General features: G+C 64.2%; 17 protein-coding genes and 1 other RNA gene. 12 read left to right on the top strand and 6 right to left on the bottom strand.

What is annotated here, in order from left to right; genetic code table 11:
- The first annotated feature begins 106 nt into the window (after positions 1–106).
- Positions 107–2,281 carry a malate synthase G gene (locus GBJ34_RS16645; protein ID WP_151720322.1) on the top strand — a complete coding sequence of 725 codons (2,175 nt, stop codon included), beginning with the start codon at positions 107–109 and terminating at the stop codon, positions 2,279–2,281.
- Between the two features lie 68 nt (positions 2,282–2,349).
- Here the strand turns inward: GBJ34_RS16645 and GBJ34_RS16640 are convergent, their stop codons facing one another.
- The gene (locus GBJ34_RS16640) at positions 2,350–2,601 is read right to left on the bottom strand and encodes a BolA family protein (RefSeq protein ID WP_151720321.1); all 252 of its coding nucleotides are present in this window, start codon (positions 2,599–2,601) and stop codon (positions 2,350–2,352) included.
- Positions 2,602–2,681: 80 nt separating this feature from the next.
- On the opposite strand from GBJ34_RS16640, the gene GBJ34_RS16635 reads away from it, so the two are divergent.
- On the top strand, positions 2,682–3,314 hold the full coding sequence (locus GBJ34_RS16635; protein ID WP_151720320.1) for a J domain-containing protein: 633 nt from the start codon (positions 2,682–2,684) through the stop codon (positions 3,312–3,314).
- 172 nt (positions 3,315–3,486) lie between these two features.
- Here GBJ34_RS16635 and GBJ34_RS16630 read toward each other — a convergent pair whose 3' ends face one another.
- Positions 3,487–5,172 carry a glycosyltransferase family 4 protein gene (locus GBJ34_RS16630; protein ID WP_192931263.1) on the bottom strand — a complete coding sequence of 562 codons (1,686 nt, stop codon included), beginning with the start codon at positions 5,170–5,172 and terminating at the stop codon, positions 3,487–3,489.
- Positions 5,172–6,017, bottom strand: a complete 846-nt coding sequence (locus GBJ34_RS16625; protein ID WP_151720318.1) for a hypothetical protein — start codon at positions 6,015–6,017, stop codon at positions 5,172–5,174. The genes GBJ34_RS16630 and GBJ34_RS16625 overlap by 1 nt, the downstream gene beginning before the upstream one ends.
- A gap of 326 nt (positions 6,018–6,343) precedes the next feature.
- Between GBJ34_RS16625 and GBJ34_RS16620 the strand changes: the two genes are divergently transcribed.
- Complete coding sequence (locus GBJ34_RS16620) at positions 6,344–6,487, top strand: entericidin A/B family lipoprotein (protein ID WP_151720317.1); 144 nt, start codon at positions 6,344–6,346, stop codon at positions 6,485–6,487.
- A gap of 130 nt (positions 6,488–6,617) precedes the next feature.
- Here GBJ34_RS16620 and lepA read toward each other — a convergent pair whose 3' ends face one another.
- Positions 6,618–8,417, bottom strand: a complete 1,800-nt coding sequence (gene lepA / locus GBJ34_RS16615) for a translation elongation factor 4 (RefSeq protein WP_151720316.1) — start codon at positions 8,415–8,417, stop codon at positions 6,618–6,620.
- A 200-nt stretch (positions 8,418–8,617) separates the two neighbouring features.
- On the opposite strand from lepA, the gene gatC reads away from it, so the two are divergent.
- The 7 genes from gatC to rpmG all read left to right on the top strand — a co-directional run bounded on the left by gatC (position 8,618) and on the right by rpmG (position 13,427).
- Positions 8,618–8,905 (top strand): Asp-tRNA(Asn)/Glu-tRNA(Gln) amidotransferase subunit GatC, encoded by a 288-nt coding sequence (gene gatC / locus GBJ34_RS16610; protein WP_151720315.1) that lies wholly within the window; start codon positions 8,618–8,620, stop codon positions 8,903–8,905.
- The gene (gene gatA / locus GBJ34_RS16605; protein ID WP_151720314.1) at positions 8,902–10,383 is read left to right on the top strand and encodes an Asp-tRNA(Asn)/Glu-tRNA(Gln) amidotransferase subunit GatA; all 1,482 of its coding nucleotides are present in this window, start codon (positions 8,902–8,904) and stop codon (positions 10,381–10,383) included. Before gatC ends, gatA begins: the two co-directional genes overlap by 4 nt.
- Positions 10,384–10,456: 73 nt before the next feature.
- Positions 10,457–11,179, top strand: coding sequence for a hypothetical protein (locus tag GBJ34_RS16600; protein WP_151720313.1), 723 nt, complete (start codon positions 10,457–10,459; stop codon positions 11,177–11,179).
- Between the two features lie 3 nt (positions 11,180–11,182).
- A complete protein-coding gene (locus tag GBJ34_RS16595) occupies positions 11,183–11,890 on the top strand; it encodes an N-acetylmuramoyl-L-alanine amidase (RefSeq protein ID WP_151720312.1) in 708 nt (235 codons plus the stop codon).
- A gap of 12 nt (positions 11,891–11,902) precedes the next feature.
- An RNA gene (gene rnpB, locus GBJ34_RS16590) (RNase P RNA component class A) lies at positions 11,903–12,328 on the top strand.
- 84 nt (positions 12,329–12,412) lie between these two features.
- Positions 12,413–13,123 (top strand): tellurite resistance TerB family protein, encoded by a 711-nt coding sequence (locus GBJ34_RS16585; RefSeq protein WP_151720311.1) that lies wholly within the window; start codon positions 12,413–12,415, stop codon positions 13,121–13,123.
- A 136-nt stretch (positions 13,124–13,259) separates the two neighbouring features.
- Positions 13,260–13,427, top strand: coding sequence for a 50S ribosomal protein L33 (gene rpmG / locus GBJ34_RS16580; protein ID WP_101498908.1), 168 nt, complete (start codon positions 13,260–13,262; stop codon positions 13,425–13,427).
- A 500-nt stretch (positions 13,428–13,927) separates the two neighbouring features.
- On the opposite strand, the gene GBJ34_RS16575 is transcribed toward rpmG, so the two are convergent.
- Both GBJ34_RS16575 and GBJ34_RS16570 read right to left on the bottom strand, forming a co-directional pair.
- Positions 13,928–14,707 (bottom strand): Bax inhibitor-1/YccA family protein, encoded by a 780-nt coding sequence (locus tag GBJ34_RS16575; protein WP_151720310.1) that lies wholly within the window; start codon positions 14,705–14,707, stop codon positions 13,928–13,930.
- A 196-nt stretch (positions 14,708–14,903) separates the two neighbouring features.
- The gene (locus GBJ34_RS16570) at positions 14,904–15,146 is read right to left on the bottom strand and encodes a DUF1127 domain-containing protein (protein WP_151720309.1); all 243 of its coding nucleotides are present in this window, start codon (positions 15,144–15,146) and stop codon (positions 14,904–14,906) included.
- Positions 15,147–15,265: 119 nt separating this feature from the next.
- Here GBJ34_RS16570 and GBJ34_RS16565 point away from each other — a divergent pair, with 119 nt between their 5' ends.
- On the top strand, positions 15,266–16,141 hold the full coding sequence (locus GBJ34_RS16565; RefSeq protein WP_151720308.1) for a LysR family transcriptional regulator: 876 nt from the start codon (positions 15,266–15,268) through the stop codon (positions 16,139–16,141).
- Between the two features lie 93 nt (positions 16,142–16,234).
- Positions 16,235–16,990, top strand: coding sequence for a tRNA (guanine(46)-N(7))-methyltransferase TrmB (trmB, locus tag GBJ34_RS16560; protein ID WP_404811441.1), 756 nt, complete (start codon positions 16,235–16,237; stop codon positions 16,988–16,990).
- Positions 16,991–17,058 lie beyond the last annotated feature (68 nt).

The following is a 17,058-nucleotide window of genomic DNA, read 5'->3' as shown; positions in this document are numbered from 1 at the left end:
AGCAAGTGTTATCTTGCCGATTTTGCAAATAACGGGTCCTGATTTGTTGCGCCGGGCGCGTCTTTCCCGCATCCTCGCCCGCGATTGCATATCCAAGGAGACTGCCATGGCCGAACGGATCGTCAAACACGGGCTGCAAGTCGATGCACGGCTTGTCGATTTCGTCGAAGGTCGGGCGCTGCCGGGCACCGGTATAGCGGCAGATGCGTTCTGGCAGGGCCTGTCCGAAGGGGTGGCGGAATTTGGTCCGCGAAACCGGGCGGCATTGGAAAAGCGCGCGGCGCTGCAGGCCGCGATCGATGCCTGGCACCTGGCCCGCAAGGGCACAGAGATCGTGGCGGAAGATTATGAATCCTTCCTGCGCGAGATTGGTTACATCGTGCCGGAAGGCGATGATTTCACCATTGAAACCGCGAATGTAGATCCTGAGATCGCGCTGATCCCCGGCCCGCAACTGGTGGTGCCGGTGATGAATGCGCGCTATGCGCTCAATGCGGCCAATGCGCGTTGGGGCAGCCTTTATGACGCGCTTTACGGCACGGATGCGCTTGGCGACCTGCCCGCCGGCAAGGAATACGATCCGGCGCGGGGCAAGCGGGTGATCGACTGGGCGCGCGGCTTCCTCGACAGCGCGGTGCCGCTGGTTGGGTCGTCCTGGCGCGATGCGCGGCGACTGCGCATGGTGAATGGCCAGCTGATGGTGCAACTGGATGCGGGCACCTCGGCGCTGGCGCAGCCCGACAAGTTCATCGGCTTTGAGGGTGAGGCCGATGCGCCGACCGCCTTCGTGCTGCTGGATAACGGTCTGCATATCGTGATCCGCATCGACGCCAACTCGCCCATCGGGGGCACGGACAAGGCGCAGATCTCGGACATTCTGCTGGAATCGGCGCTGTCGGCGATCATGGATTGCGAAGACAGCGTGGCGGCTGTGGATGCCGAGGACAAGGTCCTGGCCTATGGCAACTGGCTGGGCTTGATGAAGGGCGACCTGAGCGAAGAGGTGGTGAAGGGCGGTCGCAGCTTTACCCGCCGCCTTGCCCCGGACCTGAGCTTCACCGCTGTCAAGGGCGGCACGATCAGCCTCAAGGCGCGCTCGCTCATGCTGGTGCGCAATGTGGGCCATCTGATGACCAACCCGGCCGTTCTGGATGCCGAGGGGCGTGAGATCGGCGAAGGCATTCTGGATGCGTTTGTCACCACGCTTTGCGCGCTGCATGACCTGCAAAAGACAGAAGGCAACCGCAATTCGGTGGCGGGATCGGTCTATGTGGTGAAGCCCAAGATGCATGGCCCTGAAGAGGTCGCCCTTGCCGCCGCCATCTTTGACAAGGTCGAGGCGGTGCTGGGTCTGCCCGCGAATACCGTCAAGCTGGGCATCATGGATGAGGAACGCCGCACCAGCGCCAATCTGAAGGAATGTATCCGGGCCGCCAAGGCGCGGGTTGCTTTCATCAATACCGGCTTCCTGGATCGCACCGGTGACGAGATCCACACCTCGATGGAAGCTGGGCCGATGATCCGCAAGGGCGATATGAAGAACGCCGCCTGGATCAAGAGCTATGAGGATCGCAATGTCGATATCGGTCTGGCCTGCGGCCTGAAGGGCCGGGCGCAGATCGGCAAGGGCATGTGGGCCGCGCCCGATCTGATGCAGGCCATGCTGGAACAGAAGGTGGCGCATCCCAAGGCCGGGGCGACCTGTGCCTGGGTGCCGTCGCCCACCGCGGCCACGCTTCATGCCACGCATTACCACAAGATCGACGTGCTGGCGCGTCAGGACGAGATCGCGGCGCAGAACGCCAAATCCGGCGCGCCGCGCGGCAGCCTGCGCGATCTGCTGACCATTCCGGTGGCGCAGGGCCAGAACTGGTCTGCCGAGGACATCCAGTCCGAGATCGAGAACAATGCCCAAGGCATTCTGGGCTATGTGGTCCGCTGGGTCGATCAGGGGGTGGGCTGTTCCAAGGTGCCCGATATCCATGATGTCGGCCTGATGGAAGATCGCGCGACCTGCCGCATCTCCAGCCAGGCCTTGGCGAACTGGCTGCATCATGGGGTGGTCAGCCGGGATCAGGTGATGGCCGCGATGCAGAAAATGGCCGCTGTGGTGGATCGCCAGAACGCGGGCGATGCCGCCTATCGCCCCATGGCACCGGGCTTTGATGGTGTGGCTTTCAAAGCGGCCTGTGATCTGGTCTTTGAAGGCCGGGCACAGCCCTCGGGCTATACCGAGCCGGTGCTGCATTCCCGCCGACTTGAGGTGAAGGCCGGGAGGTGAAGGCCGGGAGGTGAAGGCGGGGGCGTAAGCGCCAAGCGGGGCCGGTCGATCCGGCCCCCTTTTGGCCTTCAGCCGATATCGAGGGACAGGGCGTGGATGCGCACCGTCAGATCGCCAAGCGCCTGATGCACGGCGCGGTGACGTGCCACCCGGTTCATCGGTGCGAAGACGCCGGCGCGGATCGTTACATTGAAATGCGTCTCACCGCCTTCGCGCCAGCCGCCATGGCCGCGATGCTTTTCGCTATCATCCTGAATTTCCAGCACATCCGGGGTAAATGCCTCGGTCAGTCGGGCAGAAATCTCGTCCTTGATGCTCATTTTCACAGTCATTTTTCGTGCTGCCCCCTTCCCGTTGCCGCCCAATCACCTAGTATTGGCGCCCCGAGTCGGAAAGGCCCATCATGCAGAAACCCCCGTTTGAATTCGATATCCGCGTCACTTCCGACAAGAAAAAGAAGAAGACCGGCCGCCGGGGTATGTCGGGGGCTTTCGAGACATCGCAGAAGCAATGCGACTTTCCCGGCTGCGAGGCGGCGGGGCTATATCGCGCGCCGAAATCGCCGGATCTGCTGGACGAGTTCTTCTGGTTCTGCAAGGACCATGTCCGCGAATACAATCTGAAATGGAACTTCTTCAACGGCACCTCGGATGACGAGTTCCAGAAGTTTCTGGACAAATCCCGCGTCTGGGAACGCGAGACCAAGCCGTTCAGCCAGAAGGATGACGGGCGCGCCTGGGCACGGCTGGGGGTCGATGACCCGATGGGCATTCTGGGGGAGAAGGCCACGCAGAATCCGGGCAGGGTGGCGACGACCGTGACGCGCAAGCTGCCCTCGACCGAGCGCAAGGCGCTGGAGATCCTGGACGCGCGCGATACCTGGACCCGGGCCGAGATCCGCAAGCAATACAAGAGCTTGGTAAAGGACCTGCATCCGGACATGAATGGCGGCAACCGTGATGATGAGGCACGGTTGCAAGAGGTGGTCTGGGCCTGGGACCAGATCCGCGAAAGCCGCTACTTCCGCGACTGAGCGGTGCCCGCCCCTGGCATCGGTCACAGATGGCGGGGGCCGAATCTGCGGCCTTACGGCCTGGGTCAAGAACAATGCCGGTGGCCAGAAGTTGTGGGGCACAGCCCTGAGGCCGACGGCTTGGCTCTTAACGGTGTGATGCCCAAAAGACCTTTGCTGCGGCGATGGCGGCTTAGATCCGCCGGATCAGCCCGTATTTCAGCAACCAGATCAGCACGCGGTCGACCATGACCGGCGTCGCGCGCTGACTGGTCGCCAATCCGTCCCGGGTTTCGCCCGCCGCACCTGCGATGCGGATGGCATGATGCACCGCGACAAACAGATCGGTCCGTTCGGTCTGGCGACCCTGCGCCATGTAATTGCGCAGCGCCAGCAGATCCTGCGGCGCATGTGGCAGGTCGGTCGCGATGAAACGCTCGCGCTCCAGCCCGCCCTGACGGCTGGGCCAGGCGGCAAACAGTGCGAAAGGCGACGGGCCGACGGGCAGGGCCGCGCGCGGGATCGCCTGTCGGGTCAGGGCCGCGCGGCGGCGCAAACCCAGTTCCTGCCACAGATCCTGCATCTGCGGCACGATGCGCGCCCAATCATACATCTCCTGCGCGCGCTTGCGCCCGGCCTCTCCCATGCGGCGGCGCAGGTCGGGCTGCTTGGCCAGAGTCACGATTGCCGCGATCAGCGCGGGCATCTCCACCTCGGTCATGGCCGACGCCTGCGCGCAATATTGCACATAATTGTCGGTGCCGGTCAGATGGCGATAGCCCTCATGCTCGGCATGGGCGGCGGTCAGGCTCCGGGTCGGCACACGGATGCCGGTTTCGGGCGTCACGGTATCGCGCATCCCGTCCCAGTCGGAGCACAGCACCGGCAACCCGGCGGCCATCGCCTCGATCGGGGCAAGACCGAAGGTTTCCTGAATATTGTCGATGACAAAGGCAAAGGCGTCAGCACCCGACAGCAGGGCGTGGCGTTCGCGGGCATCGGCGCCATCGAGCACATGAAAGCCCACATCGGGCATCAGGCGGCGCGCGCCGTCCTCGAACACCTTGCGCGACAGGTCATCGCGGTAGATGCCGCACAGCGCCAGGTGCAGTCTGGTGCCTTTGGGCATCTGGGCCTGCGCCGCCTGCAGGGCCAGATAGACCGGCAGCGGGTCAAATTTCTCATAGGGTGTCAGCCGGGCAATGGTGGCAAAGATCACATCTGTCTTGGCGACGCCAAGACGCTTGCGCAGCGCGGCCCCTGCCGCCGCATCCGGGCCGAAGGCTGCGGTATCGACCCCCAGCGGGATCACCGGCAATTGCGGGCGCGCCGGTGGCGTGCCGCCAAACCGTTGGCGGATCTGCAGATCGATCAGTTCGAACTGATGCAGCACCGAGGCCAGCACCGCACGCGAGGTGCAGATCACCGCATCCCATTCCATCTGTTGCGCCATGCGCAGATCATAAAACCCCTGCATCACCCCCTTGGTCGAGGTGGTATGGGTGATGCCGCAGATCGACCAGGCTTGATGGCCAAAGGGCGCACGGCGCCAGGTCTCGGCGGCGAAGTTCGGGCTGGGGTAGAACAAGGTGCCCAGCGGTGCCATCTGGTGCAGGTTGCGCAGGGCCACGGCGCGATGGGGCAGGGCCGGGCGCTCTGCGATGGCCATCTGGGAAAACAGCGCCTCGTCGCTGCTGCGCGGGGTCAGCGAGACGATCTCGGCCGCGTCGGCATGGCGCAGATAGCCGCGCAGAAAGCTTTCCCCCGCCACGCGGCGACCATTGATGCCCTTGGCCTTGGGGTCATATCCGTCGGCTGCAAAATAGATTGCGGCATTGCGGGCTGGATCGGCGGCGGGATTGGCGGGCAGGCGCGTCATCAAGGGGCCTCTTGCGGCAGGAAAGGCTGGGGGGGATGGGCGGTGCGCCGGGTCATCCAGAGCCATGGCGTCGGGGTTGCGCGCCATTCCCACAGCAAAAGCAGGCGATCGAGATCGCTCAGTTGCTCCATCCAGCCGGTGAGCGCGCTGTCATCCAGTTTGCGGTCGATACGGCGGATGTCATGGCTGTCGGCAAAGCGGTGGGTCAGCAGATCCACCGCGCCGGGATGGATCGCCTCATGCACCTCGACCAGAATGTCGACATGGCGCAGGCCGGGGGCGCGGTCATGGTCCAGCAGATCAACTTCTGCCCCTTCGATATCACAGATGAGCACCGTCTGCCCGGCGGGCAAGGTGTCCAGATCGGCATGGCCCATCGGCGGGCCGATCTCGATCCGGTCGGCCACGTCATTTGCCGCGCCAAGCCGGGCGCAAAGCCGCTGTGCGCGGGCGTCGCCATCGCGCGCCATCACCCGGCTGCCGGGCATCCGCCGCGCAAGACCCACGGCATAATAGCCCTCTGCCGCGCCGATATCGCAGACAAGCGGATAGGCGCGGGCGATGATCTCCTCGATCACGGGGGCAAGGCTTGCCTCATAGCAGCCCAGCATCCGCGGCAGGCGCGCCCCTTCCGAGGCCCGGACCGGATAGGCCATGCCCTTGAAGGGACCGGCAGGAATGCGGCCGGGGCCGCGCTTTTCGATCTGCCCCTCAAGCAGAAAGGCCCGCCATTTTGCAAGACGGCGCAGCGCCTGCATCAGCGTCTGCGCATCCGATCCGTCGGCAAGCAGCGCCCGGACTTCGGCGGCGATCCGTTCCGTCACCTCTGCGGTTTTCAGCTTCATTCGCCCTGCCTGCGATTTGCGCCCATGTTGCGCCTGCGCGATGGTTATCTGCCGCGCTTTGCCGCAAAGGCTAGCCGTCCGCGCAGGGCCGGTCCATCGCAAATACAGGATGTGCGCCGGGTGGTGTCACATGCGGGGCGATTTGTCGGTATTTGCATGGTCTGCGGCGTGCCGGCGGGCTTGCGATACGGCGCAAGCTGTCGCAGATTGCGCAAGGCGGGCGGGGAACCGACCGACGGGTCGGGGCGTTTGCCCGGGCCAAGTTGTTGAATTACCAGCGCCCTGGCCTGGCAATGCCGGGGTGCCTCTGACCGAAAGGCCGCAATATGCGCATGATTTCCGCCCTGATCCCCCTTGTCGCCCTGCTGGGCCTGACCGCCTGTGAAACCGTGCAGGGGGCGGGTCGCGATATGCAGAAGGCCGGCAGCGCCATCACCCAAGAAGCACAACGCGCCGAACAGAAGATGTAAGGGGCGTGATCGTCCCGCAGGCGACCCGATTGGGCGCGTCTGCGGGGCAGACCGGCGATGGATCTTCCTGGCCGGGTAGGGCCGCCTGTTTGCGAGGCGTCTGAGGGCAGCCCTATCAAGGGCAGCCCTGTCAGTTGTCCATCTTGAGCGCAGAGATGAAGGCGCTTTGCGGGATCTCGACCTTCCCGAACTGGCGCATCTTCTTCTTGCCCTCTTTCTGCTTCTCCAGCAGCTTCTTCTTCCGCGTGGCGTCGCCGCCATAGCATTTCGCGGTCACGTCCTTGCGCATGGCCGACAGCGTCTCACGCGCGATGACGCGGCCCCCGATGGCGGCCTGGATCGGGATCTTGAACATGTGGCGGGGGATCAGCTCTTTCAGCTTTTCCACCATGACGCGGCCGCGCGCCTCGGCGCGGTCGCGGTGCACCATCATGGCCAGCGCGTCCACGGGTTCTTCATTCACCATGATCGACATCTTCACGAGATTGTCCTCGCGATATTCGCTGATCTGGTAATCGAACGAGGCATAGCCCTTGGTCACCGATTTCAGACGGTCGTAGAAATCGAACACCACTTCGGCCAGCGGCAGGTCATATTCGACCATGGCGCGGGTGCCAGCATAAGTCAGATTCTGCTGGATGCCGCGACGGTCCTGACACAGTTTCAGGATATCGCCCAGATATTCATCCGGCACCATGATCGTGGCCTTGATGCGCGGCTCTTCGATATGGTCGACATAGGTCAGATCGGGCATGTCGGCGGGGTTGTGCAGGTCGCGCACCTCGCCGTCTTTCATATGCAGCTTGAAGACCACCGAAGGCGCGGTGGTGATCAGATCGAGATCATATTCGCGCTCCAGCCGGTCGCGGACGACCTCGAGATGCAAAAGCCCAAGAAAGCCCATGCGGAAGCCAAAGCCAAGTGCGGCCGAGGTTTCCATCTCGTAGCTGAAGCTCGCATCATTCAGCGCCAGCTTTTCGATCGCGTCGCGCAGCGCCTCGAAATCATTGGCGTCCACCGGGAACAACCCGCAGAACACCACCGGCTGTGCGGGTTTGAAGCCCGGCAGGGCCTCGGCGCAGGGTTTGCGCTCATGCGTGATGGTGTCGCCGACGCGGGTGTCGCGCACCTGCTTGATCGATGCCGTCAGCACGCCGATCTCGCCCGGGCCCAGTTCGGCAATATCGACCATCTGGGGCTTCAGCACCGCCAGCTTGTCGATACCGTAGACCGCGCCGGTCTGCATCATCTTGACCCGGTCGCCCTTCTTGATGACGCCGTCGATGACGCGGATCATGACGACCACGCCCAGATAGGCATCATACCAGCTGTCGACCAGCATGGCCTTCAGCGGCGCGTCGCGGTCGCCCTTGGGGGCGGGCAGGCGGGTCACGATGGCTTCCAGCACATCGGGGATGCCGAGGCCGGTTTTCGCCGAGATCGGAATCGCATCGGATGCGTCGATGCCGATCACGTCTTCAATGTTTTCCTTGACCCGATCGGGGTCGGCCGCGGGCAGATCGACCTTGTTCAGCACCGGCACGATCTCGTGACCTGCGTCAATCGCCTGATAGACATTGGCCAGTGTCTGCGCCTCGACCCCTTGCGATGCGTCGACGACCAGCAAGGATCCCTCGACCGCGCGCATCGACCGGCTGACCTCATAGGCGAAGTCGACGTGACCGGGGGTGTCGATCAGGTTCAGGATATAGGTCTGGCCATCCTTGGCGGGATATTCGATCCGCACCGTGTTGGCCTTGATGGTGATGCCGCGCTCGCGCTCGATATCCATACTGTCCAGCATCTGCGCCTTCATATCGCGCGCAGCCACCGTGCCCGTCATCTGGATCAGACGGTCGGCGAGGGTGGATTTACCGTGGTCGATATGGGCCACGATGGAGAAATTGCGGATGCGGTCTAGCTGGGTCATGGGCGCGGATATAGCTTGGAAAACAGAAGCCGGGAAGGGGGTGTGAACAGGCCTTTTCCGGTGCGGTGCCCAAGGGGCATGGCCGGGACCAAACCCCTTGGGCCAGGCTGGGGGCAAAGGCGGGCAAACCCGAGCGGCGCCTTGCGCGGCCCGGTTCGCGCCGTTAAACGATGGGCAAACTGTCAGAAGGGGCCTGTCCCATGTCGATTGATGTCGAAACCGCGCGCCGGGTGGCAAAGCTCGCCCGCATTCAGGTGGATGAGGGTGACCTGCCCGCGCTGGCGGGCGAATTGTCCAACATCCTCGGCTTCATGGAGCAGTTGAACGAAGTGAATGTCGACGGGATCGAGCCCATGACCTCGGTCACGCCGATGCGCCTGAAGCGCCGTGCGGATGTGGTGACCGATGGAAATATTCAGGATCTGGTGCTGAAAAACGCCCCCGATGCCCGTGAGGGCTTCTTTGCCGTGCCGAAGGTGGTGGAATGAGCAACGCAAACGAACTGACCCTGTCGGATGCGCGCGACGCGCTGCGCAAGGGCGATCTGTCGGCCACCGATCTGACCATGGCCTGCCTGACCGCGATGGATGCGGGCGACGCGCTTGGGGCCTATGTGCACAAGACCCCCGATATGGCGCTGGAACAGGCCCGTGCGGCCGACGCGCGGCTGAAGGCGGGTGGCGCGCCCGATCTTTGCGGCATCCCGCTGGGCATCAAGGATCTGTTCTGCACCAAGGGTGTGGCCTCGCAGGCGGCCTCGAACATTCTTGAGGGCTTCAAGCCCGAGTATGAATCGACGGTGACGTCGAAACTGTTCGGCGATGGCGCGGTCATGCTCGGCAAGCTGAACATGGACGAGTTTGCCATGGGCTCGTCCAACGAATCCTCCTGCTATGGGCCTGCGGTGAACCCCTGGCGCGTCGATGACCGTGAACTGACCCCGGGCGGGTCTTCGGGCGGGTCAGCCTCGGCCGTGGCGGGGGATCTCTGCATCGCCGCGACCGGCACCGATACGGGTGGTTCGATCCGTCAGCCTGCCGCCTTTTGCGGCATCGTCGGCATCAAGCCGACCTATGGCCGGGTCTCCCGCTGGGGGATCATCGCCTATGCCTCCAGCCTGGACCAAGCCGGGCCGATGACCAAATCGGTGCGCGATGCGGCGATCATGCTGAAATCCATGGCAGGCCATGACCCGAAGGATTCGACCAGCGCCGAACTGGCGGTGCCGGATTTCGAGGCGGCGCTGACCGGCGACATTCGCGGCAAGAAGATCGGCCTGCCGCGCGAATACCGCCTGCCGGGCCTGCGCCCCGAGATCCAGAAGATCTGGGACAAGGGTGCCGAAATGCTGCGCGATGCGGGGGCCGAGATCGTCGATGTCTCGCTGCCGCATACCAAATACGCGCTGCCCGCCTATTACGTCATCGCACCGGCAGAGGCCTCTTCCAACCTTGCGCGCTATGACGGGGTGCGCTATGGCCACCGCGCCAAACTCGCGGCGGGCGATGGCATCACCGAGATGTATGAGAAAAGCCGCGCCGAAGGCTTTGGGGCCGAGGTGCAGCGCCGCATCATGATCGGCACCTATGTGCTGTCGGCCGGCTTCTATGATGCCTATTACAACCGCGCACGCAAGGTGCGGGCGCTGATCAAGCGCGATTTCGAGCTGGCATTTGCGGATGGGGTCGATGCGATCCTGACGCCGGCCACGCCGACACCTGCCTTCGGTCTGGGCGAGATGCACAGCGCCAATCCGGTGGAGATGTATCTGAACGACGTCTTTACCGTGACGCTGAACCTTGCGGGCCTGCCGGGCGTTTCGGTGCCGGTGGGTCTGGATGCCGACGGGCTGCCGCTTGGTCTGCAACTGATCGGCAGGCCGTGGGCGGAGGGCGATCTGCTCAATCACGCCCATGTGCTGGAACGTGCGGCAGGCTTTGTTTCCAAGCCTTCCAAATGGTGGTAAGGCCCCTCTGACCCGATCTTTCCGAATCCGGCCCCTTCGCGGGGCCGGTTCCATATCCAAAGGACTGACCGTCATGCGCCGTTCGGCTCTTTCGCTTTTCGCCCTTGCGCCGCTGGCGCTGGTTGCCTGTGGCCCGACCGTGCCGGAATCCGGCGCAGGCGTGGGCTTTGGCGATTATGACAGCTACAACGCGCAGCGTGAGGCGGCGCTGACCAATGGCGCGCCGATGGTGGCGCCGGGCGCGCAGCCGATCATGGGCAGCGGCGTGGGCGCGCAAGCCATTGGCGGCACGCCGGTGGCCCCCGCAACCGGGTTCTCGACCGACCGTATCGGTGCGGCGATTGACAGCGCCAGCGGCGGGGCAAGCGTTGGCGTTCCTGCGGCGGGTAGCGGCTTTGTCGGCACCGCGCCGCTGGTCGGAGCACCGACCGACCCGCTGGCACCCGTGCCGATGAACCCGACGCCCATGGCCCCTTCAACCCTTGCGCCGACGGTGGCACCGGCAGCACCGACCATGCCGGTGCAGAACCTGCCGACCCGTGCAGGCAATTCGGCCAATATCGTGCAATACGCGCTGACCACCACCAACAGCGTGGGGCAGTCGATGTATGACCGCCCGTCGCTGACCATGCGCAACCCGGAAAAGGCCTGCGCGGCCTTCTCCTCGCCCGATCAGGCGCAGGCGGCGTTCCTGGATGCGGGTGGCCCGCAAAAGGACCGCAAGGGTCTTGATCCCGATGGCGACGGCTTTGCCTGCGCCTGGGATCCGTCGCGCTTCCGCAAGGCGGTTCAGTAAGGCATGGCGGACCTGTCCGCCTATCCATCCCCCAATCGCGGCCCGCGCCGTCTTGGCGCGCTGCCTGATCTGGTGGTGATCCATTACACCGCAATGGCCTCTTGCGCCGAAGCAGAGGCCCGGCTTTGCGATGCGCAGGCCGAGGTATCGGCGCATTACCTGATTTCCGAACGGGGCGACATTCTGCCTCTGGTGCCCGAGGAACTGCGCGCCTGGCACGCCGGGGCAGGGTCCTGGGGGGCCTGTTCCGATGTCAATTCCCGCTCGATCGGGATCGAGCTGGCAAATCGGGGCACGGAACCCTTTGCCGAAGCGCAGATGGCAGCACTTGAGCGGCTTCTGGCCGATATCCTGCATCGCTGGCAGATCCCGCCCGAACGGGTGATCGGGCATTCCGACATGGCACCTGCGCGCAAGTCCGATCCCGGCCCGCGCTTTGACTGGCGGCGGCTGGCGCTGGCGGGCCTTGCCGTCTGGCCCGCGGATGAAGTCGCGGCAGATACGGCGCAGGGCCTTGCCGCTGATGCCCGCGCCTTCACTGAGGATGCCCGCGCCTTCGGCTATGGCGATCTGACACCTGATCTGGTGCTTGCAGCCTTTCGCCAACGCTTTCGCCCCTGGGCGACGGGGCCGCAGGATGCGCAGGATGCGGCCCTGATCGCCGATCTGGCCGCCCGCTTTCCGGTTGACGCCCGCCCGGCCCGCAGCTAAGCCGCCAATCGCGCGGATGGCTGGATGACCGCGTGCGCCGCAAGGCGTGCGAGGAAAGTCCGGACTCCATGAAGAAAGGGTGCCGGGTAACGCCCGGCGGGGGCAACCCCAGGGAAAGCGCCACAGAAAACAGACCGCCCTGATCGGATCCTCGGATCGGTTCAGGGTAAGGGTGAAACGGTGGGGTAAGAGCCCACCGCGGACCGGGCAACCGGGACGGCACGGCAAGCCCCACCCGGAGCAATGCCGAATAGGGGCCTCGCGCGGAAAGGTCCGACGTCCAGCCGCAAGGCTGTCGGAGACCTCCGCATGGGAACTTCAGCCCAAGAGTGCCCGGGTTGGCAGCTAGAGCGTCGTGGTAACGCGGCGCGCAGAGGAATGGTCATCCAGAGGGGGCAACCCCTTGGACAGAATCCGGCTTATAGGCCGTCCGCGCAATAAATTCCCCGTCGATGCATCATGCCTCTGGGCTATCCTGAGGCCCGAATCGTATTCGGAATCGCATTCAGGAGGGGACACCCCATGAGCTTCATCAAGACGCTGGCCACGCTGGCCGTGGGCTTTGCCGCTGCCAAGGGCGTGCAGAAATTCCAGCAATCGGGCGGCATGGCGGGCATGAAGGACGCGTTGCGCGGGGCGGGCCAACCGGGCGGCATGGCGGACCAGATGGGCGCCATGGCCGAAAAGCTGGGCATCCCCGGCGGCGCGCAGGGCGTGCGTGACATCATGGGCAAGCTGGGCCCGCAGGCGGCCCAGGCGACCGAACAGGCCGAGGCGGGCTTTGGCAGCCTGATGGGCGCGATGACGGGGGCCGCATCGGCGGGCGCCCGCAATATGGGCGAGATGATCGGGGCGATCACCGGGGCCACGCCGATGGGTGCCGCGGTGGAAGAAAATGCCAAGCTGATGATCCGCGCGATGATTCAGGCCGCGAAAGCCGATGGTGAGATCGACGCGACCGAGCGCGCCACCATCCTGTCGCATCTGGGGGAGGCCAGCGACGAGGAGATCGCCTTCGTCAAAGCCGAGCTGGACGCACCGATCGACATTGCAGCCTTTGCCGCCGAGGTCGGCGAAAGCGCCAAGGCGCAGGTCTATTCGGCGGCCTTGATGGCCATCACGGTCGATACCGAGGCTGAAAAGGTCTATTTGCGCGGTCTGGCCACTGCCCTTGGCCTTGAAGCGGCGACGGTTTCGGCGATCCATGCCGGTGCGGGCAAGCCTGCGCTGTGAAACGGGGCTTGCGGCCTGTAAAATCAGCGGGTGGCGGGGGTTTTCATGGTTGACTCTGCCGCCCGCATCCGTAAAAGGCAGGCTTCAAGAGATTAGGGAAGGCGACGCTGTTTCGCCTGATGCAGGAGAGACGACTATGGCGAAGCCGACGACGATCAAGATCCGTCTGAACTCGACGGCGGGCACCGGGCACTTCTATGTGACCAAGAAGAATGCCCGCACCATGACCGAAAAATTCTCGGTCAACAAATATGACCCGGTGGTGCGCAAGCACGTCGAATACAAAGAAGGCAAGATCAAGTAAGATCTTCCCCGATTTGCATGGATTGAAAGCCGCGCCCGCAAGGAGCGCGGCTTTTCGCTATGCCCTGCCGACATGGGCTTTTGTGTAAGGGGCGGGGGGCGCTTCGCCAAGACGCGGCGCGCGGCGCGCGGCGGGCATCATGGTGCCCTTTCCTGCAAACCGTGCCATATGGGGCACTTGGACCATATGGCGGCTTTTGGGAGGCGTGGCCACCGCCCCCCTCTTGCCCACGGCCCTGAAAATCCTTGCCATCAATCCCGAGAATCCCCTTTCTCGCCGTATAGGCCGTATAGGCCGTATAGGCCGTATAGGCCGTGTAGGCGCTGCTTGTCGTGCCACAGGAAAGGGCCTGCCCCCCCCTTGCCCTTCATTTCGATCCCCCACCTTCTCGCTGTGCCATATGGCCCCACAAAAGCCTTGCGCGGGCTGCCCCTGCAACGGAAAACCCCCGCCAGCGGGGCTGGCGGGGGCTTCGGTATCATGCCTGTGGGCCGATGCGATCAGTCGCGATTGCCGAGGAATTGCAGCAGGAACATGAACAGGTTGATGAAGTCGAGATAGAGGTTCAGGGCCCCCATGATCGCCGATTTCGCCAGCCATTCCTGATCGCCATTGGCGGCGTGCTGCAGGTAGGTGTTCTTGATGTTCTGGGTGTCATAGGCGGTCAGGCCGGCAAAGATCAGCACACCCAGCACCGAGACCACGAATTGCAGCCCGTCCGATTGCAGGAAAAGGTTGACCAGCGAGGCGATGATGATGCCGATCAGGCCCATCATCAGGAACGCCCCCATGGCCGAGAGGTCGCGCTTCGTCACATAGCCGTAAAGGCTCAGCGAGGCGAAGGCGATCGCGGTCACCAGGAAGGTGGTGGCGATCGAGGCACCGGTGAAGACCACGAAGATCGAGCTGATCGAGACGCCCATCACCACGGCATAGACGTAGAAGAACAGCTGTGCCGCCGCAGCCGACATGCGGTTGATCATCCCGCTCATCAGGAAGACGAGGCCCAGCGGCAGCAGCATCACAACCCATTTCAGCGGGCTGGTATACAGCAGCGCACCGAAGCTGGTCAGGTATTTGTCGGCCCCGATCTGGGCCACGGCATTGGTCGCGTCGCTGGTCACGGCGAGACCGGCAATGGCCCAAGCGGCTGCGCCGGTGATCAGCATCGCCACCGACATCAGGCCATAGACCTTGTTCATATAGGCGCGAAGGCCTTCGTCAATCTGCGCGGCGCGGGCGCCAACCGTGCCCGTGCGCAGGGAGTCAAATTCAGCCATGGGTGCCTCCGAGTTCTGACTGTTCAGCCCGCACGCATTGCGCGCGCACGGATTTCATGTCTGAATATCGGCAGCCCCGCCCGTGATTTCAAGAAGTTTACTGATAAAACATGACCCTTGCGGGCGGGTTTTGCCCTTGGCAGACGGATTTTCCGGCCTTGCGCCGTGCCATCTGGTGCCAGCGCCGCCGACCAGCTTAGCGCCGCCAATGCGCGGGCGCATCCCAGACCGATTGCGCCGCGATTTCCTCGGCTTCGGCCTCGCTCAGCCCGACATCGCGCAACATGCGCGGATCCAGCTGCGCCAGCCGGCGTTTGGAGCGGGCCTGTTCGCGCAGCGCAAACAAATAGCGCAGCCCGAGAAGGGGCGAGAGGCGGACAAGACCAAGGCGGGACAGGCCGATTTGGGACAGGCCGCGCAGGATCACGATCGGTTGCATCGGAAACCTCCTGTTTCTTGATGGATGCGGTTGGTTGGATTTCGTATCGTGATATTGACGCAGTCATGAAAATAATGAAAATGAATGATTGCCATGTATATCATAACGAGGATTGATGTATGCCGCGCAATATGGATCTGACCGCGCTGCGGGCATTTGTCGCTGTTGTCGATGCCGGCGGGGTGACGCGCGCGGCCGGGCTTTTGAACCTGACTCAAAGCGCCGTTTCGATGCAGATCAAGCGCCTGGAGGAAAGTCTGGGGCTGGAGCTGTTCCTGCGCGCGGCGCGCAAACTGTCGCTGACCGGCGAGGGGGCGCAGCTGCTGGGCTATGCGCGCCAGATGCTGGAGCTGAACGATACCGCGCTGGCGCGGCTGTGCCTGTCGGGCTTTGAGGGTGAAATCCGGCTCGGCGTGCCGCATGACATCGTCTATCCGGCGATTCCCGGCATTCTGAAACGGCTGGCCGCGCAATATCCGCGGATGCGGGTGAACCTGTCCTCGTCCTTCACGCTGTTGTTGCGCGATGGCTTCGCCAAAGGCGATTTCGACGTCATCATCACCACCGAAGACCGGCCCGGGCCCGAGGGCGAGGTGCTGTCGCATCAGGATCTGGTCTGGATCGGTGCGGCTGATGGCATCGCCTTTGCCAAGCGCCCGCTGCGCCTCGCTTTCAAGGATACCTGCATCTTCCGCCCCACCGCGCAGACCGCGCTCGACCGCGCAGGTATCCAGTGGGACACCGCATTGGAGGGCGACAGCGAACAGGCGGCCGAGGCGATGGTGGCGGCCGATCTGGCGGTGACCGCCCGGTTGACTGGGCGCTGCCCGCCCGGCGCGGTCGAGATCGTGGGGCAGGGGCTGCCGCCGCTTGGGGGCCTGTCGATCTGCCTCTATGCGGCTCCCACCGCGCGCGGCGAGGCGATGGAGATGCTGCTGGCCGAGCTGCGGCTGGCCTATGGTTCGGCCAGTCAGATGGGCGAACGCGCGGCCTGAGGCCGGACCTGGGTGCCGCTGCCCCTTCCACGCTTGACGCAGCAGGGGCAGGGCGCTAGGGCGGCGCCATTCCCAATGTCAGGCCCCGTTCCGATGACCGATCCGACAAGCAGCCCCGATGATGCCGCCGCCATGGCCCAATCCGCCCCGCAGCCCGAACGGCGCAATTTCTATGGCCGCACCCATGGCAAGACCCTGCGCCACAGCCAGAAGACCTATCTGTCCGAGGATCTGGGCAGGCTGAGCCTGCCCGGGGTGACGGTGGCCGATAACCCTGCGCGCCAGCCGCTGGAGGTGGCGGCCCTGACGGGGGGGCGTCCGCTCTGGCTTGAGGTCGGCTTTGGCGGCGGCGAGCATCTGGTTCATATGGCGGCGCGCTACCCGAATGTGTTCCTGATCGGCTGCGAGCCCTTCGTGAATGGCGTGGCCATGCTTTTGGGCAAGATCCGCGCGGCAGGCATCACCAATCTGGCGCTGCATCCGGGCGATGTGCGCGATCTGTTCGACGTGCTGCCCCCCGCCTGTCTGGACAAGGCGTTCCTGAACTATCCCGATCCGTGGCCCAAGGCGCGCCATCACCGCCGCCGCTTTGTCACACAGGGCTATCTGCAGCCGCTGGCACGGGCGATGAAGCCGGGCACAGAATTCCGCGTGGCGACCGATATTCCCGATTACATCCGCCAGACCTTGGAGGAAGTGCCACAGGCAGGGTTTGACCTGGTCTCGACCACCGGCGCGGGCTTCGGCGGGGGCGAGGCCTGGGATGACTGGCTGTCGACTCGCTACGAGCAGAAGGCGCTGCGCGAGGGGCGCGATCCGCATTATGTGACCTTCCGCCGTCAGAGCTGAGACGCGCGGGCCAGAGGAGTCCGGGCCCCAAGAAACCTGCGCCGAGAAACGCGAGAATTGGGCGGAAG

Source organism: Gemmobacter serpentinus (genome assembly GCF_008973825.1).
GTDB lineage: Bacteria > Pseudomonadota > Alphaproteobacteria > Rhodobacterales > Rhodobacteraceae > Gemmobacter > Gemmobacter serpentinus.
Note: the sequence above shows the minus strand (reverse complement) of the source record. Positions and strands in the feature narration are given on the sequence as shown.

Coding starts and splice junctions, on each gene's coding strand:
- gatA (WP_151720314.1), top strand. CDS start 8,902: ATGAGCAACGCAAACGAACTGACCCTGTCGGATGCGCGCGACGCGCTG.
- GBJ34_RS16645 (WP_151720322.1), top strand. CDS start 107: ATGGCCGAACGGATCGTCAAACACGGGCTGCAAGTCGATGCACGGCTT.
- GBJ34_RS16620 (WP_151720317.1), top strand. CDS start 6,344: ATGCGCATGATTTCCGCCCTGATCCCCCTTGTCGCCCTGCTGGGCCTG.
- GBJ34_RS16600 (WP_151720313.1), top strand. CDS start 10,457: ATGCGCCGTTCGGCTCTTTCGCTTTTCGCCCTTGCGCCGCTGGCGCTG.
- GBJ34_RS16575 (WP_151720310.1), bottom strand. CDS start 14,707: ATGGCTGAATTTGACTCCCTGCGCACGGGCACGGTTGGCGCCCGCGCC.
- GBJ34_RS16565 (WP_151720308.1), top strand. CDS start 15,266: ATGCCGCGCAATATGGATCTGACCGCGCTGCGGGCATTTGTCGCTGTT.
- GBJ34_RS16630 (WP_192931263.1), bottom strand. CDS start 5,172: ATGACGCGCCTGCCCGCCAATCCCGCCGCCGATCCAGCCCGCAATGCC.
- GBJ34_RS16595 (WP_151720312.1), top strand. CDS start 11,183: ATGGCGGACCTGTCCGCCTATCCATCCCCCAATCGCGGCCCGCGCCGT.
- trmB (WP_404811441.1), top strand. CDS start 16,235: ATGACCGATCCGACAAGCAGCCCCGATGATGCCGCCGCCATGGCCCAA.
- rpmG (WP_101498908.1), top strand. CDS start 13,260: ATGGCGAAGCCGACGACGATCAAGATCCGTCTGAACTCGACGGCGGGC.
- GBJ34_RS16585 (WP_151720311.1), top strand. CDS start 12,413: ATGAGCTTCATCAAGACGCTGGCCACGCTGGCCGTGGGCTTTGCCGCT.
- GBJ34_RS16570 (WP_151720309.1), bottom strand. CDS start 15,146: ATGCAACCGATCGTGATCCTGCGCGGCCTGTCCCAAATCGGCCTGTCC.
- GBJ34_RS16625 (WP_151720318.1), bottom strand. CDS start 6,017: ATGAAGCTGAAAACCGCAGAGGTGACGGAACGGATCGCCGCCGAAGTC.
- lepA (WP_151720316.1), bottom strand. CDS start 8,417: ATGACCCAGCTAGACCGCATCCGCAATTTCTCCATCGTGGCCCATATC.
- GBJ34_RS16640 (WP_151720321.1), bottom strand. CDS start 2,601: ATGAGCATCAAGGACGAGATTTCTGCCCGACTGACCGAGGCATTTACC.
- gatC (WP_151720315.1), top strand. CDS start 8,618: ATGTCGATTGATGTCGAAACCGCGCGCCGGGTGGCAAAGCTCGCCCGC.